We start from the raw sequence: 13,899 nt of genomic DNA on the forward strand, positions 1-13,899 counted from the left end.
CGTCAGTAGGTGATCGGCAGTTACGGTATTTCAAGTGCGTCGCGGTTTATTGTCGGCATTTAAGTTAAGTTGAACGACGATTATTTTCAGGAGCACCGCAGAGGCCGATTTTTTGATGTGCGTCGTTGCAACAGTTGAAGCAATTTTGGCCGATTTTCAAAATGTTTTACGCGCAATTAGCCAAAATCCAGCTCAACAGTTGAGTGAGTCATGGAATGTACACGAGTCGTTGTATTTAGATTTTTACCCACATCGGGTAAATGAATTCACTCAAGAAATAAATGAGTGGGGATGATCGTCATCCGCATTGTTGCGCGATTATTTATTGATAATGGCGAGGCCGCTGCCAATTAAAGCCGGAGAAATACAAACGTCGCACCCGCCCAAATGCGGGTGCGACGATTTTTAAATAGCTTACACGCCGCAATATGCGGTTTTTACGGTGGTGAAAAACTCGGCCGCATAGGTACCCTGTTCACGCGAACCATAGCTCGACCCTTTGCTGCCGCCAAACGGGACGTGGTAATCGACCCCCGCGGTCGGAACATTCACCATCACCATGCCGGCCTGGGCGTGGCGTTTGAAGTGGGTGGCGTACTTGAGGGAGGTCGTGACAATGCCGCTCGACAGCCCGAACTCGCTGTCGTTGGCCAGGGCCAGGGCATGTTCATAGCTGTCGGCCGGGATCACGCTGGCAACCGGTCCGAAGATTTCTTCGCGGCTGATGCGCATGTCATTGCTGCAGTCGGTGAACAAGGCAGGCTGCAGGAAGAAGCCCTGGGTTGCGCCGGTGATGCGCTCGCCGCCGAAGGCCAGCCTGGCGCCTTCGTCGCGGCCGATGCGAATGTAGTCCATGTCCTGATCGAGCTGGCTCTGATCAACCACAGGGCCAATGTCGATGCCCGCGGCCAGGGCATCGCCGATTTTAAGGGCAGCCAGCTTTTCAGTCATGGCGGCCACAAAGGCCGGGTAGATATTCTTTTCCACGATGATGCGGCTCGATGCCGTGCAGCGCTGGCCGGTGGAGAAGTACGAGCCTTGTACGGCGCAATTGACGGCGGTGGCCAGGTCGGCATCGTTCAGCACGACCAGCGGGTTCTTGCCGCCCATTTCGATCTGCACCTTGGCCATGCGGCCGATGGCGGTTTGCGCCACCATGCGCCCGGTGCTGACCGAACCGGTAAAGCTGATCGCGTTCACGCGCCGGTCGTTCAGGAAGGCCTGGCCGACCACGCTGCCGCGGCCCATCACCAGGTTGAACACGCCGTTTGGCAAACCGGCGCGGCTGATGATCTCGGCCAGCGCCCAGGCGCTGCCCGGCACCAGTTCGGCCGGCTTGATCAGAACGCAGTTGCCATAGGCAAGCGCCGGCGCGATCTTCCAGGCAGGGATCGCGATCGGGAAATTCCACGGTGCGATGATGGCGACCACGCCGACCGGTTCACGCGTGATTTCCACATCCAGGTTGGGACGCACGGAGGGCAGCTTGTCGCCGCGCAGGCGCAGGCATTCCTGGGCGAAGAACTTGAAAATGGCGCCGGCACGGGCCACTTCACCGATGCCCTCGGGACGCGTTTTGCCTTCTTCGCGCGAGAGCAGGGTGCCCAGTTCTTCTTTGCGGGCGATGATTTCGGTGCCGATTTTGTCAAGCGCGTCGGCGCGCATCTGAATGTTCGACAGGGCCCAGCCTGGCGCGGCGGCAGCGGCGGCGGCAATGGCCATCTCGGCCTGCTGTGCGTCAGCCTGCGCGTAGTGGTCGATGATGTCGGCCGTGTTCGATGGATTGATGTTGGCGGAGGAGGTCGCGCCGTCGACCCAGGCGCCGTTGATATAGTTCTGTTTCATGGCTCGCTTTGGTTTTTTATAACAAAACAAGAGCTTACCACTGACGAGGGTGGGGCGTCAGCGCCGAAACCGGCATACCCACACATCGTCCTCGCGAAGGCGGGGACCCATACCACGTTACCGAAGTTGTTCGATATGGTATGGGGCCGGCGCATGCGCCGGCACCTCCGCGAGGACGATGTTGTTAGAGCGGCACGGGCAGGGTGCTGACAAAGACCACCGTCGTACGCGGCGGGATGCGGAAGGTGCCGCTTGCACGGTTGTAGGTCGCCGTCTTGGCCAGTGCGTCGCTGCTCGAATTGCGCTGCACCTTATGCACCGCAAAGATCTGATTGCGCAGCTCCGGGATGGTGATATCGCGCGCTTCCTTGTCCACATTGAAGAACACGGCCAGCTGCTTGTACTTGGCATGCTGGTAGCCGACACCGTCAATGGTCATGGCAATCACCCCCGCCACTTGCTGCGGCCCGGTATTGTGGAACTTGACCCGCTGGTTCACATCAGCAGCGCTGCGCAGGCGGAACAGCGAAGTGTCGCTGCGGATCTGCAGCAGATCGACGAAGTAGTCACGTGCGGCCACGATCGATGCGCTGTCCGGTTTGATCAGCGGATTGACGAGAATCGGCGACATCAACTCCCAGTTGCTGCCATTGACGCCCTGCATGGGCAAGCCGACGCCGAAGTTGTTCGACTGGTAGCTGTAATCGAGTTTGTTGAACCAGTCGCCGGCGTTGTAGCTGTCGCGGTCCATCGATTTGGAGCGCATGATTTCCTGCCCTGCGTGGAAGAACGGGATCCCCTGCGACAGCATATTGATCGCCGCGCCCAGATTCTGCACGCGCAGGCGGTCGGCGCGGCTGGTCCCCTGCGGCAGCTTGTAGGCGTTCAGATCGAACAGGGTCTGGTTGTCGTGCGCTTCAACATAGTTGATGGTCTCTTGCGGGCTGGCTGTAAAGCCGGCCTGCTGGCCAAAGTAGTCGATCTCCGAATTTTTGCGCAGATTGCCAAAGCGGTCGGTGAAGCGGTAGTCGCGCAAGGTGCCAGACAGGCCGACCTTGATCAAATCGCCAAGGCGCAGCAGATCGTCCTTGTTCTGGGTCGACTGGGCATTCGGATCCACATACGCGCCATTGATGAAGCCTTGCTGACGAATCAGGTCAGGACCGCTGTCGCAGCAGCCGCCGCCACGCACGGCATCGCGCAGGCGGTCGTTGAAGGAGCCGATTCCGGTGCCGAACATATTGGCCTGGCGTGCCTGCACAAAGCGCGCGTCATTGCCCACCACGCCGAAATTCCAGGCTTCGCCATACAGATAGATGTCGCGGCCTGCAGCCTGGCTCACATCGGCCTTCAGGCGGGTGATGACCGAGAGCGGCGCCATGCCCATGATGTCGAAGCGGAAGCTGTCGACCTGGTAGTCCCTGGCCCAGGTGGCGACCGAGTCAATCATCAGCTTGGCCATCATGGCGTTTTCGGCAGCGGTATCAGCGCAGCAGCTGTCGTTGGTGATGCCGCCACTACCGTTAAGACGGTAGTAATAAGTGGGCACGATCTTGTCGAGCACCGACAGCGGGCCTTGTTGCGAGCCGCTGGTGTGGTTGTAGACCACGTCCATCACCACGCGCAAGCCTTGTTCATGGAGCGACTTGACCATCGAGCGGAATTCGCGCACGCGCACTGCGCCGTCATTGGCATCGGTGGCAAAGCTGCCGTCCGGCGCGGTGTAGTGGACCGGATCGTAGCCCCAGTTAAAGCAATCCGTGTCGGCCGCGGCAGCCACGGCCGCCTGCTGATCGGCCCAGTTGCCAGCGACGTTGGGAATGACCGGGGTGGTGCAGCCTGTTTCATTGACGCTGGCGATATCGAAGCTGGGCAGCAGATGAATATGGCTCAGGCCTGCCTTTTGCAGCATGCGCAGGTGGCGCATGCCGTTCGATTCCAGATCCGTAAACGCCATGAATTTACCGCGATGCCCGGCTGGCACCGTCATGTCGCTGGCACTGAAGTCGCGCACCTGCAGTTCATACAGCGAGATGTCGGTCGGGTGATCGAGCTTAGGAATGGCGTGGCCGTCCCAGCCCGATGGCTTGAGTGCGGCGCTGTCGAGATTGGCCACAAAGCTGCGCTTGCCGTTGGCATTGAGGCTAAGCGAATACGGATCGGTGACGACATTGCTGACGATCGCGTTGCCGGCCCAGCGTGACAGCACGTTCACGCTGTAGGTGTAGTAAGCGCTGTTGGTCCAGGCGGCGTTTGGCGCCGTGTACGACCACACCCCGCTGGCATTGTCGCGCGTCATTGGCACCGTGCTGGCAATGGCGCTGTCGGCGCTGGCGTACACATTCAGGCCGACCGATTTTGCCGTTGGCGCCCAGACCCGGAAGGTTGGCACGCCTGCACGGTCAAAGCTCAGGCCCAGTCTGGCCGACGCTGCGGCTGCGGCAAACAGCGAGTCCAGCATGCCTGCTGCTTGCAGCGAGGTCACTTGCACCAGGTTGCCCGCACCATCGAATTGCGCGATGGCGAACTGGTTGCTCGCCTTTGCCGGCAGCGCTGCTGCGCTCTGCGCCGACATCGTCAGCGCGACGTGGCTGGCCAGGTGCGGGAAACGGGCCTTCAGGTCCGCCGGCAGAGCGCCGCTGACGGTCAAGTCAATGCTGCCGTCGGCACCGGTGACACCTTGCGGCGCCGAGCCAAGGCCACCGTTGGCAGCGTAATACAGCTTGTAGCTACTGCCCGCCGCCGGTGCGCCCGGCCACACGACGGTGCTGGCCGAGAGCCAGTGCGCCTTGGCTTCGCCCAGGTTGCCGAAGGTGACAGGAGGCGGTGCGCTGTAGAGCGTGCAGTCGCCTTCCAGCATCCAGATTTCCTGTCCCTGGGTGGCGATGTTCGCGGCGAAATCGGTGCCCTGGTCGCTGCTGCAGTTCTTGTTGCCGTCGCCGTCGGTGACCAGGAACCAGATGCTGCCCTTGCTGGTATCGACTGGAATGTCGACGTAGCCGCCAAAGCTGTCGCTGCTGGTCAGCATGAAGCGCCCGGTGATCCAGGCCGGGCTCGGGTTGACCGGGCCCCACCAGGAGTACACGCCCCAATTGGCTTCGTCGTGCTGGGCACGGCGGAAGTGCATGCGCACGGTGGCGGGGGCGAGCGCGGCAGATTGGATGGCGGTCGCGGCTAGTACTTTGGACTGGGGTGCCTGGCTCGTGTCGCCGCCGCCACAGCCTGATAGCAGGACGGTAGTGGCGAGCGCAGTCAGCCATAGACGTGAAGTAATACTACGCATGGAACGCATATGTGTCTCCTCGGAGATTGATGTGGCGAGCGGCGACCTGTCCTTAATAGATCGTTTTTGTGACGCCGCTGGCAGGAAGGGAAAACCCTGCTTGTAATATTACTACACATCGTTTTGCGCTTAACACGCTGTTGTAAAAATAAGTTTGCCTTATTGCAATGGCTGCGATATTCTTCGTCGGACTTAGTTTAAAGAATGGAATAACATGAATGCTTCAGATATTCGCTCTTGCGATTCACTGCTTGATTATCTGGATCGTGGCGGGCGACCCAAATACCTGCTGTTCTGGGGGCACAGTGCGGCCAATGAGAAGATCGTGACGAAGGCTTGCTTCAGCCAATGGTTTGGCGCACCGTTTGACGTCGACGGCGTAAGCTACCGAACCGCCGAACACTTTATGATGGCTGAAAAGGCGCGCCTGTTCGGCGACGCTGCCGCGCTGGCGCAGGTCCTTGCGGCCAGAAGCCCGGCCCAGGCAAAGGCGGCCGGCCGCGGTGTACTTCGGTTTGACGAAACACTGTGGCAGGAAAAGCGCTGGGAAATCGTTGTGCGCGCCAATGTGGCGAAATTTGCGCAACACCAAGCGTTGGCTGCATTTCTGTTGCAGACCAAAGACCGCATCCTGGTCGAAGCCAGTCCTGTCGACAAGATCTGGGGGATCGGTCTGGCCGCGGACGACCCGCATGCGGAGCATCCGCGCCGCTGGAAAGGCTTGAACCTGCTCGGCTTTGCCTTGATGGAGGCGCGGACACGCTTGCAAGCCGCTGGCGCCTGACTACCCACCACAGTCAGGCCTGCTGCGCGCGCAGATGCAGGCGGGTGAGTGTGGCGGCCAATTCGCGCGGCGTGTACACCAGGCCGCCGAGGGGAATGGTCAGGCTGGCTCTATTTCTTTAGCAGGGGGCGCAGCGCAATGCTCACCCCTTCGGCAATCTCTTTGTCGTTGGCGAACAGGTCGTCGCGCACTTCCTGCTTGCCGTCCCACATATCACCGCGATGCGGCAAGGTGACGCCGCCAAAGGTCTTGAATGCCAGCTCGCCTTCACCCGACATCGCGATGAACTCGACAGAGATGGCGGTGGTGATGCCGTCGTAGCGCACGGTGTCGTTGAACAGATTTTTTGCCTTGGGCATTTTGCGCTGACCATCCCATTGCGCTGTGGTGCCGAGCAGGCGCGCATCACGCAACACCAGGGCCGGCTTGATCACGAGCGCGGCGCCTGTCGCAGCGGCGATGCGCTGGGCAAGTGCGCTCATGGCGCGGAAATAGGCTTCCGTGCGCAAGTCGCCGGTGAGCGGGTCATACAAACCGCCGGCAGCCTGCGCCTCTTGTTGCCACAACAGGTCGTAGTTGGCCGCATCCAGTCCCTTGACCCGATATCCTGCTGCCACCAGCTGCGCCTGCAGCTGGCCTATCACAAACCCATTGGCCGCGTCGTATTGGCTGCCACCTGATTGGGCCGGCAGCAAAATGATCAAGGCTGCCGCAGCCGGCGCGCTGAACGCTGGTGCCACGTATTCGTCTGCCTGCATGGGCATGGGCACGGGCGCGGCATAGGCAGGTACATGCATCAGCAGCGCGAGTGCGCACAATGGGAACAGCCTCATGGAATGCTTTCGATCTTGATTGGGTGAACGATTATGGCAGCAGCATTGAATGCAGAGCAAGCTACTGCCAGCGCAGGGGCGTCCCGTCGGGCAGCGAACTGACCACTTGCACCCGGCCTTCCGCCACCACGGCGCCCAGTTCCGTGCCCATGCGTGCGCCGGGATCGCTGGCGTGCTCGCCCATGACCAGTCCCACCCACGCATCGCGCCCTGACAGTTTGGCCGCGTACAGGCACTGGTCCGCCATTTTGATCACGTCTTCCCACGGGTGCGCATCGGGCGCGCTTTCGATGACGGGGAAGGCGGCAAAGCCGATCGAGCAGGTTTTTTGCAGCGTCGCGCCGTTGCCCACATCGACCCGCAGCTCGCGGATGGCCTTGCGCAGATTATTGGCCAGCAGTTCGGCGTAGGCGCGGTCGGAATTACGCGCCACGATCAGGAATTCTTCACCACCCCAGCGCACCACGAAGTCGGCATCGCGGCACGCCTTACGCAGCGCGTTGCTGCAGTGCTGAAGCAGCAAGTCGCCAGCGGCATGGCCGTAAGTGTCGTTGACCAGCTTGAAGTGGTCGATGTCGATCATGAAGAACAGCAGCGACTTGTTGATGCCGGCACGCTCGCGATCGTGCGCGCGGTACTGGCGGCTCACGCGCGCCAGTTCGTCGGGCATCGACAAGCCCAGGAAGCGCCGGTTTTTCAAGCCGGTGAGCGGATCAACCATGCTTGCTTCCTGCAGCGCCGCGTTGGCATGCTCGAGTGCTTCGGTACGCGCATGCACCAGTGCTTCGAGCTCGGTGTTGCGGCGATGCAGATACCCCAGACGCCAGCGCACAAACAACAGCACCAGGCTCGCAACGAGCACCGCCATCAAGGCCAGCGCCCATCCCGTGCGCCACCAGGGCGCTGCGATGCGCACTGCGCGTGCGGCAGCCGGCCCCCACTGGCCGCCCCCGGCTGAGGCGCGTACTTCAAAGCGATAATTGCCCGGCGGTAGCCCTGTGTAACGCGCTTCGTGGATTTCAGTGTCGCGCCAATTGTCTTCGAAGCCGACCAGGCGCACCTGGGTGCGCACGCGCGCTTCATTGATGAAACTGAGCGTGGCGAAATGGAAGGTGAGGGCACGCGCTTGCCAGTCGACCTCGGGGGCGGGGCCGGCCAGGGTTGTGCCGGCGCCGTCTTGCAGGCGCAGCACGCGGGCGACGGGCAGGGGCGGCGGCGGTGGCTCTGCCGCCGCCTGGAAGTGCGCCAGACCGCTGGCCATGCCGAACCACACATCGCCGTTGGGCTCGGCAAAGAAGGCATTGGCAGAGGCGTCATCGCTGGGCAAACCTTCGCCCCGGCCGAATTGATCGAGCTGGCCGTTTTTCCAGCGCTTGGCGCCTTGCGCGGTGCCCAGCCAAAGTGCGTTGTTGCTGTCAAAGCCGAGCGAATAAATATTGTCGGCCACCAGATCGGCCGGCTGGTCGACGTGGCTGACTTTGCCCAGACCGGCAGGTCCGGGCTTGAAGTGGCTCAGGCCGTGCAAATTCCAGTAGCCGATCCACATTTCCCCGCTGCTGTCGAATGCCATGGCTTCCACGTGATTTTCGCGCAGACCGTCGCCAGTGCCATAGCGGCGCCAGCGGACCCCGTCAAAGCTGGCCAGACCGCCCATCGCCGACATCCACAACACCCCGTCGGGGGCGCGCACGGCCAGGTTGATTTGCTCCTTTGCATCGCCGCCAGGCAGGGCGACTGCGCTGGTGACATAGCGTGTACCCTCGGCCTTGACCTGATGCACGCCATGCGACTGGGTGGCCAGATACAGCGCACCATCGGGGCCAAATGCCATTGAATTGACGGTGCTCGGTCCATCGAGTCCATCCAGGGGAAGCGAGCGGAAACTGCTGGTACCGGCGGCACGCAACAGCAGGGTGTTGCCTGCTGCCTTGGCATTGTTGCCAGTGACCCAGAAGTTGCCGGCTTTGTCCTGGGCGAAGGCGTACAAGGTGCGCTCTTCGGTGCCGGGCCAGACTTCCCATTGTTTTTCACCCAAATAGGCCAGGCCGCGATTGGTGCCGGCCCACAGCAAGCCATCGCTTGTGCGGGTCACGTTCCAGACGGTATCGGACGGCAGTTTCTGGCGCCGGGTATGGGACGTCCATGCCTGCCGGCCTTGCAGGCGGTGCACGCCTTCCGAGGCAATCCACAGATTGCCTTCACGGTCGATCAGCATGAGATTCACGAATTGACCGGGCAAGCCGTGTTGCTCGTCAATGATGCGCACGCCCTGATCGTCAAAGCGCGCCAAGCCCAGATTGCTGGGGGCCCAGATACCGCCTTGTGCATCGGCCAGCAACTGGCCCGTGGTGACGGCAGCGCCTGGCAGGCGCGCGCTCAGATCGAGTTCGGCACCGTCAAACGCTGCCAGCCGCAGCAGCACGCGGCGGCCACGGATCCAGATGCGCCCTTGGCTGTCCTTCAGCACACTGTGGATCGATTCGTTGCGATAGCCGCCGGGCAGGGCGCGTACCTGCCACGGACCGCTGCCCTGACGCTGGTACAGCTTGCCTTGCGCCGCCACCAGTGCATAGTTGCCGTCCGTGCCAATCCAGACGGCGCCGATCTCCCCGCGCGGCAAGCCGGGTACCAGGGCCAGGCGCGCTGCCGTGCCTTCATACACGCCATCGGCGGTGCCGATCAGCAAGTGGCCGGTAGCACTCGCGGCCATGGCGTCGATGCGCGCATCCGGCAGCAGCGGACCGGTCAATCCCGGATCGGGCGCCAGGCCCGACCAGGCCAGGGCCCCTTTGCCGCTGATAATCCACAAGCGTCCGCCCGGCTCACGGTACATGGCCACCACGCTGTCGCTCAGCAAGCCGTGGCTGATGCCAAAGCGCTGGAATCGGTTACCGTCGTAGCGGAACAGGCCATCTTCGGTGGCGACGAACAGGAAGCCGTCGCGATCCTGGGCCAGGCCGGTCACGGCTTGATTGCGCAAGCCTTGCTCGGGGCCATAACTGCGGAAGCTGTAGGCACCCGGCGCCTCAGCGGCCAGGGCGGCGTTGTGCCCGCCCAGATGCAAGGCAAGGCCGACCAGGACGGCTCGCAGGTACGAAGTCAGGCGCAATGTGATGGTGGCCCCCTTTGGGAAACAGCATTCCGATGCATTGCATGCACGCAATACCGAGTATCCGGTGCACCCGCGCCCGCGTCAACGAAAACCGCGTCCCGGCGACGCTACTGCAACACCGTCAGCCGGTTCGGCCCAGATCGAGTTCGATCCAGGTTGGGGCATGGTCGCTCGGCTTTTCGCGGCCGCGCACATCGCGGTCGACACCCGCCGCCTTGAGCGTGGGCGCCAGCGCAGGGCTGAGCAGCAGATGGTCGATGCGCAGGCCGGCATCGCGCCCATAGGCATTGCGGAAATAATCCCAGAACGTGTAGATCTTCTCGCCCGGGTGCATGGTGCGAAGGGCGTCGCACCAGCCCTGTGCCATCAGGCGCTGAAAGGCAGCGCGGGTTTCAGGACGGAACAGGGCATCGTCGACCCAGCGCTCCGGCTTGTAGACGTCGAGCTCGGTGGGCATGACGTTGAAGTCGCCGCACAGGACCACTGGAGCGCCGCTGTCGATCAGTTTGGCCGCATGCACGATCAGGCGTTCGAACCAGGCCAGTTTGTAGTCGAACTTGGGACCGGGCGCAGGGTTGCCATTGGGCAGATACAGGCAGCAGATCAGCAAACCGTCAATCGCCGCTTCCAGATAGCGGCTCTGCAGATCGTCTTCATCGCCCGGCAAGCCACGGCCCACTTCGATGGGCGCGGCGCCGCGCGTCAGAATCGCGACCCCGTTCCAGCTTTTCTGGCCGTGCCAGATAGCCTGGTAGCCAGCGGCTTTGATGGCATCTTCCGGAAATTTTTCCTGGGGTGCTTTCAGCTCCTGCAAGCAGGCGACATCGGGTTGTTTTTCTTCCAGCCATTCGAGCAGGGCTGGCAGGCGGCTGCTGATGCCATTGACATTGAATGTGGCGATACGCATGGGTTCTCCGGGAAATGCTGTTCCCGTGTATTTTTAGCCAGATTGCACGAACGCGCCGCACAACTGAACGGTACAATTGGCTTTCCTCTTTTTGCAGCGAGATCATGACGACCTATATTGCACTCCTGCGCGCGGTCAACGTCGGTGGCACCGGCAAGTTACCGATGGCAGAATTGACGGCCATGTGCGAACAGGCGGGATTTGCCGCGGTCAAAACCTATATTGCCAGCGGCAATGTGGTGTTTGACAGCAAGCTATCGGCAGCCAAGGTCAAGGCCGCGCTGGAGCAGGCGCTGCTTGCTTATGCAGGCAAGCCGGTGCGGGTGCTGGTGCGCACGGCAGCCGAGCTGGCGCGCGTGGTGAGCGACAATCCTTATCCCGAGGCCGCGCCCAACCGCACGGTCGCCATTTTTCTCGATGAAGCGCCTGCCGCCGACGCTCTGGGCACGGCCACCGGTGTGAAAAACGAAGAAATGGCGCTGGGCACGCGCGAGATCTACGTCCATTACGGTGACGGCATGGCCGACTCCAAGCTCAACATCCGCGCCGCGCAAGAGGGCACGGCGCGCAATATCAACACCATCACCAAGCTGGCCGCCATGGCGGCGGCGCGCGCTCAGGTGGCGTAGCCCGGATCGATTTTGTCGAGCTTGCGAATCAGGGCAGGCCAGGCAAACGCACCGCCCAGGCCGCCCGTTTGCACCCGCATTGCTTCGCCCACCCCTTTGACGATGCGCGGGTCCACCTGCACCAGCTCGCCGCCGGCCTGGGCCGCCAGCTGAATCTGGCACGCTGATTCAAACGTATACATCGCTAGGAAGGTGTCCGGGATGCTTTTTTGCGCCACCAGCAAACCGTGGTTGCGCAGCACCAGGAAGGTGGCGCGGCCCAGGTCGGCCTGCAGGCGCGGCTTCTCGTCGTCGCGGAAGGCGACGCCCTCGTAGTCGTGGTAGGCGAGCGAAGCGAGGATGAAGGTCGATTGCTGCGAAATGGGCAGAATCCCGCACCGTTGCGCACTGACGGCGACGCCGGCCCGGGTGTGGGTGTGCAGCACGCATTGAACGTCGTCGCGCGCTTCGTGCACGGCGCTGTGAATGACGAAGCCGGCTGGGTTGACCGGAAACGGCGAGTCGATCAACTTGTTGCACTGCTGGTCCACCTTGACCAGCGAGGAGGCGGTGATTTCATCGAACATCAGTCCGTATGGGTTGATCAGGAAATGATGCTCCGGGCCGGGGATGCGGGCGCTGATGTGGGTGAACACCAGGTCGCTCCAGCCGTGCAGGGCAACGAGCCGGTAGCAGGCGGCCAGATCGACGCGGGTTTGCCATTCTTCGGCGCTGACGACGCCTTTGAGCGAGGGAAAGTCCATTGCTGTCTCCTTGTAGTGGTTGCGGTAGACAGTAACGCGGGTCTACACTTTGAACTGTCAAGTTCTTTACAATTGGTGGAATAACATGGTTGACACGGATGCGCTGCTTGATGGCCTGTCGCGCAATGGCTGGTTTGGCGCCTTGCCGCTGGACGTGCGCGAGCAGATGATTGCCGGCGCCGAGCTGGTACGTCTGCGGCCGGGCGAAATGCTGTTTCGCCAGGGCGATGCGCCGTCCGGGTTGTATGGGCTGGTGAGCGGCACGCTCAAGATGTCGTCCTTGCGTGAAGATGGACGCGAGGCGATTCTGGCAGTGCTGGAGCAAGGCATCTGGTTCGGCGAAATTTCACTGATTGACGATCAGCCGCGCACGCACGATGCCACTGCCGTCGGCCAGGTCGAAGTGCTGGTGCTGCAGCGCGCCGCCTTTGACCTGCTGATGGAACGCGCCGTGTTTGCGCGTGCCGTGGCGCAGCTGATGGCGGGCCGTATTCGTTTGCTGTACGGGATTGTGGAAGATGCGACGCTGCGCTCGACCAGGGCGCGCATCGCACGCCGCCTGTTGCTGCTCGCGCGCGGCGACATTACCCTGTCACCCTTGAAGCGGCCACGCGTGCCGGTGTCGCAGGAAGGGTTGGCGATGATGCTGGGGATTTCGCGCCAGACCTTGTCGAAGGAGTTGCGCTTGTTGTCCGATCAGGGTGCGATTGTGCTGGGATATGGGTATATCGAGGTGGTGTCGGAGGCGGGGCTGGGCAAACTGACGTTAGCCTAAGCACATCGCCCTCGCGAAGGCGGGGGCCTATATCATGCCTCCGAATTCGGTAAGGTGGCATGGGCCCCCGCCTTCGCGAGGGCGATGTGGTGGCATGCCGTTCTTTCGAATGTGGGCATCACCCTGTCGAAGGCGTTGCGCTTGTTGTCCGGCCAGGGAGCGATTGTGCCCTAGGCAAACTAACGCTCGCATAAACCAACATGCGCCAGCGTCTTCGCGAGGACGATGGGAGTGCGCCTGGATTAAGGAATGTAACGCAAATCCAGCAGCTGATCTTGGGAGTAATGCAAACGCGGCGGGAATGCGTGCTCTGGCAGACCAGTGTCATTCGCCGCGCGGATCACGGCTGAGGAATAGCAGTCATTCGCGTACTCCATGACCATCCGCTTCAGGCTGGGACTTTGCTTCAGTTTTCGCACGATTTGTGAGCGCTGTTCGCCGATGGATCCGGTCCAGCTGGATGATTTGTGGTCTGGCTGGAATTCGCATTTGAGCAGATGCACGATCAGGACTTCGAGTCGTGACGCCAACTCGTGCTTGATGCTCTTGCCCATGTCTTCGATTTCCTCGACGAGATTGCTTAGATCAAGTCGTTCGAAATCTTTCGCACGCAGGAGTTCGGCCTGTCGCTCTAACCACTGCGAAAAATCATGGTCGTATTCGCTGGTGATTGCAGCTTGTGGCATGGGGACGGCGATCTGGTTCATATTGCCTCAGGGGATGAAGTCGATATCGAGCAAGGCGTCGACTGGATACGGACAATGTTTCGGGAACGTGTAAGGTGCCAGGCCTGTTTCTGCCGCGGCGCGGCGAACAGCGGCTGCAGCGCCGCAAACTCCTCGATCAGATGAGCAAGATCGAGCTGTTCGAAATCTTTGGCGCGCAAAAATTCAGTTTGCCAGGCGAGCCATTGTGCAAAGTCGCGTTCGTAGTCGAGCGGCTCGGCAGTAAATGGCGGGGAAGGGGAGATGCTGTTCATGCTGCCTCC

The 13,899-nt window shown here is 61.6% G+C and carries 11 protein-coding genes; 3 read left to right on the forward strand and 8 right to left on the reverse strand.

Features of this window, described 5'->3' with window-relative positions; genetic code table 11:
* Positions 1 to 414 precede the first annotated feature (414 nt).
* Both BUC24_RS03445 and BUC24_RS03450 read right to left on the reverse strand, forming a co-directional pair.
* A complete protein-coding gene (locus BUC24_RS03445) occupies positions 415 to 1,845 on the reverse strand; it encodes an aldehyde dehydrogenase family protein (RefSeq protein ID WP_073212723.1) in 1,431 nt (476 codons plus the stop codon).
* 184 nt (positions 1,846 to 2,029) lie between these two features.
* On the reverse strand, positions 2,030 to 5,128 hold the full coding sequence (locus BUC24_RS03450; RefSeq protein WP_229448008.1) for an alpha-1,6-glucosidase domain-containing protein: 3,099 nt from the start codon (positions 5,126 to 5,128) through the stop codon (positions 2,030 to 2,032).
* Positions 5,129 to 5,342: 214 nt separating this feature from the next.
* Between BUC24_RS03450 and BUC24_RS03455 the strand changes: the two genes are divergently transcribed.
* A complete protein-coding gene (locus tag BUC24_RS03455; RefSeq protein WP_073212725.1) occupies positions 5,343 to 5,912 on the forward strand; it encodes a riboflavin biosynthesis intermediates N-glycosidase in 570 nt (189 codons plus the stop codon).
* Positions 5,913 to 6,022: 110 nt separating this feature from the next.
* Here BUC24_RS03455 and BUC24_RS03460 read toward each other — a convergent pair whose 3' ends face one another.
* The 3 genes from BUC24_RS03460 to xth form a co-directional block, all read right to left on the reverse strand.
* Positions 6,023 to 6,745: a hypothetical protein gene (locus tag BUC24_RS03460; protein ID WP_143167374.1), complete on the reverse strand. Its 723-nt coding sequence runs from the start codon at positions 6,743 to 6,745 to the stop codon at positions 6,023 to 6,025.
* Positions 6,746 to 6,806: 61 nt separating this feature from the next.
* The gene (locus tag BUC24_RS03465) at positions 6,807 to 9,854 is read right to left on the reverse strand and encodes a ligand-binding sensor domain-containing diguanylate cyclase (protein ID WP_073212727.1); all 3,048 of its coding nucleotides are present in this window, start codon (positions 9,852 to 9,854) and stop codon (positions 6,807 to 6,809) included.
* A 124-nt stretch (positions 9,855 to 9,978) separates the two neighbouring features.
* Positions 9,979 to 10,764: an exodeoxyribonuclease III gene (gene xth, locus BUC24_RS03470; RefSeq protein ID WP_073212728.1), complete on the reverse strand. Its 786-nt coding sequence runs from the start codon at positions 10,762 to 10,764 to the stop codon at positions 9,979 to 9,981.
* Positions 10,765 to 10,868: 104 nt separating this feature from the next.
* Between xth and BUC24_RS03475 the strand changes: the two genes are divergently transcribed.
* Positions 10,869 to 11,393 (forward strand): DUF1697 domain-containing protein, encoded by a 525-nt coding sequence (locus BUC24_RS03475; RefSeq protein WP_073212729.1) that lies wholly within the window; start codon positions 10,869 to 10,871, stop codon positions 11,391 to 11,393.
* Here BUC24_RS03475 and BUC24_RS03480 read toward each other — a convergent pair.
* Positions 11,381 to 12,136 (reverse strand): class II aldolase/adducin family protein, encoded by a 756-nt coding sequence (locus tag BUC24_RS03480; protein WP_073212730.1) that lies wholly within the window; start codon positions 12,134 to 12,136, stop codon positions 11,381 to 11,383. The two genes, BUC24_RS03475 and BUC24_RS03480, sit on opposite strands and share 13 nt — an antisense overlap.
* 85 nt (positions 12,137 to 12,221) lie before the next feature.
* On the opposite strand from BUC24_RS03480, the gene BUC24_RS03485 reads away from it, so the two are divergent.
* The gene (locus BUC24_RS03485) at positions 12,222 to 12,911 is read left to right on the forward strand and encodes a Crp/Fnr family transcriptional regulator (RefSeq protein WP_073212731.1); all 690 of its coding nucleotides are present in this window, start codon (positions 12,222 to 12,224) and stop codon (positions 12,909 to 12,911) included.
* A gap of 242 nt (positions 12,912 to 13,153) precedes the next feature.
* On the opposite strand, the gene BUC24_RS03490 is transcribed toward BUC24_RS03485, so the two are convergent.
* Both BUC24_RS03490 and BUC24_RS03495 read right to left on the reverse strand, forming a co-directional pair.
* On the reverse strand, positions 13,154 to 13,618 hold the full coding sequence (locus tag BUC24_RS03490) for a DUF29 domain-containing protein (RefSeq protein ID WP_073212732.1): 465 nt from the start codon (positions 13,616 to 13,618) through the stop codon (positions 13,154 to 13,156).
* On the reverse strand, positions 13,615 to 13,890 hold the full coding sequence (locus BUC24_RS03495; RefSeq protein ID WP_073212733.1) for a DUF29 family protein: 276 nt from the start codon (positions 13,888 to 13,890) through the stop codon (positions 13,615 to 13,617). The genes BUC24_RS03490 and BUC24_RS03495 overlap by 4 nt, the downstream gene beginning before the upstream one ends.
* Positions 13,891 to 13,899: the final 9 nt, after the last annotated feature.

This window comes from Massilia sp. CF038, from assembly GCF_900129765.1.
In the GTDB taxonomy this organism is placed as follows: domain Bacteria; phylum Pseudomonadota; class Gammaproteobacteria; order Burkholderiales; family Burkholderiaceae_D; genus Telluria_A.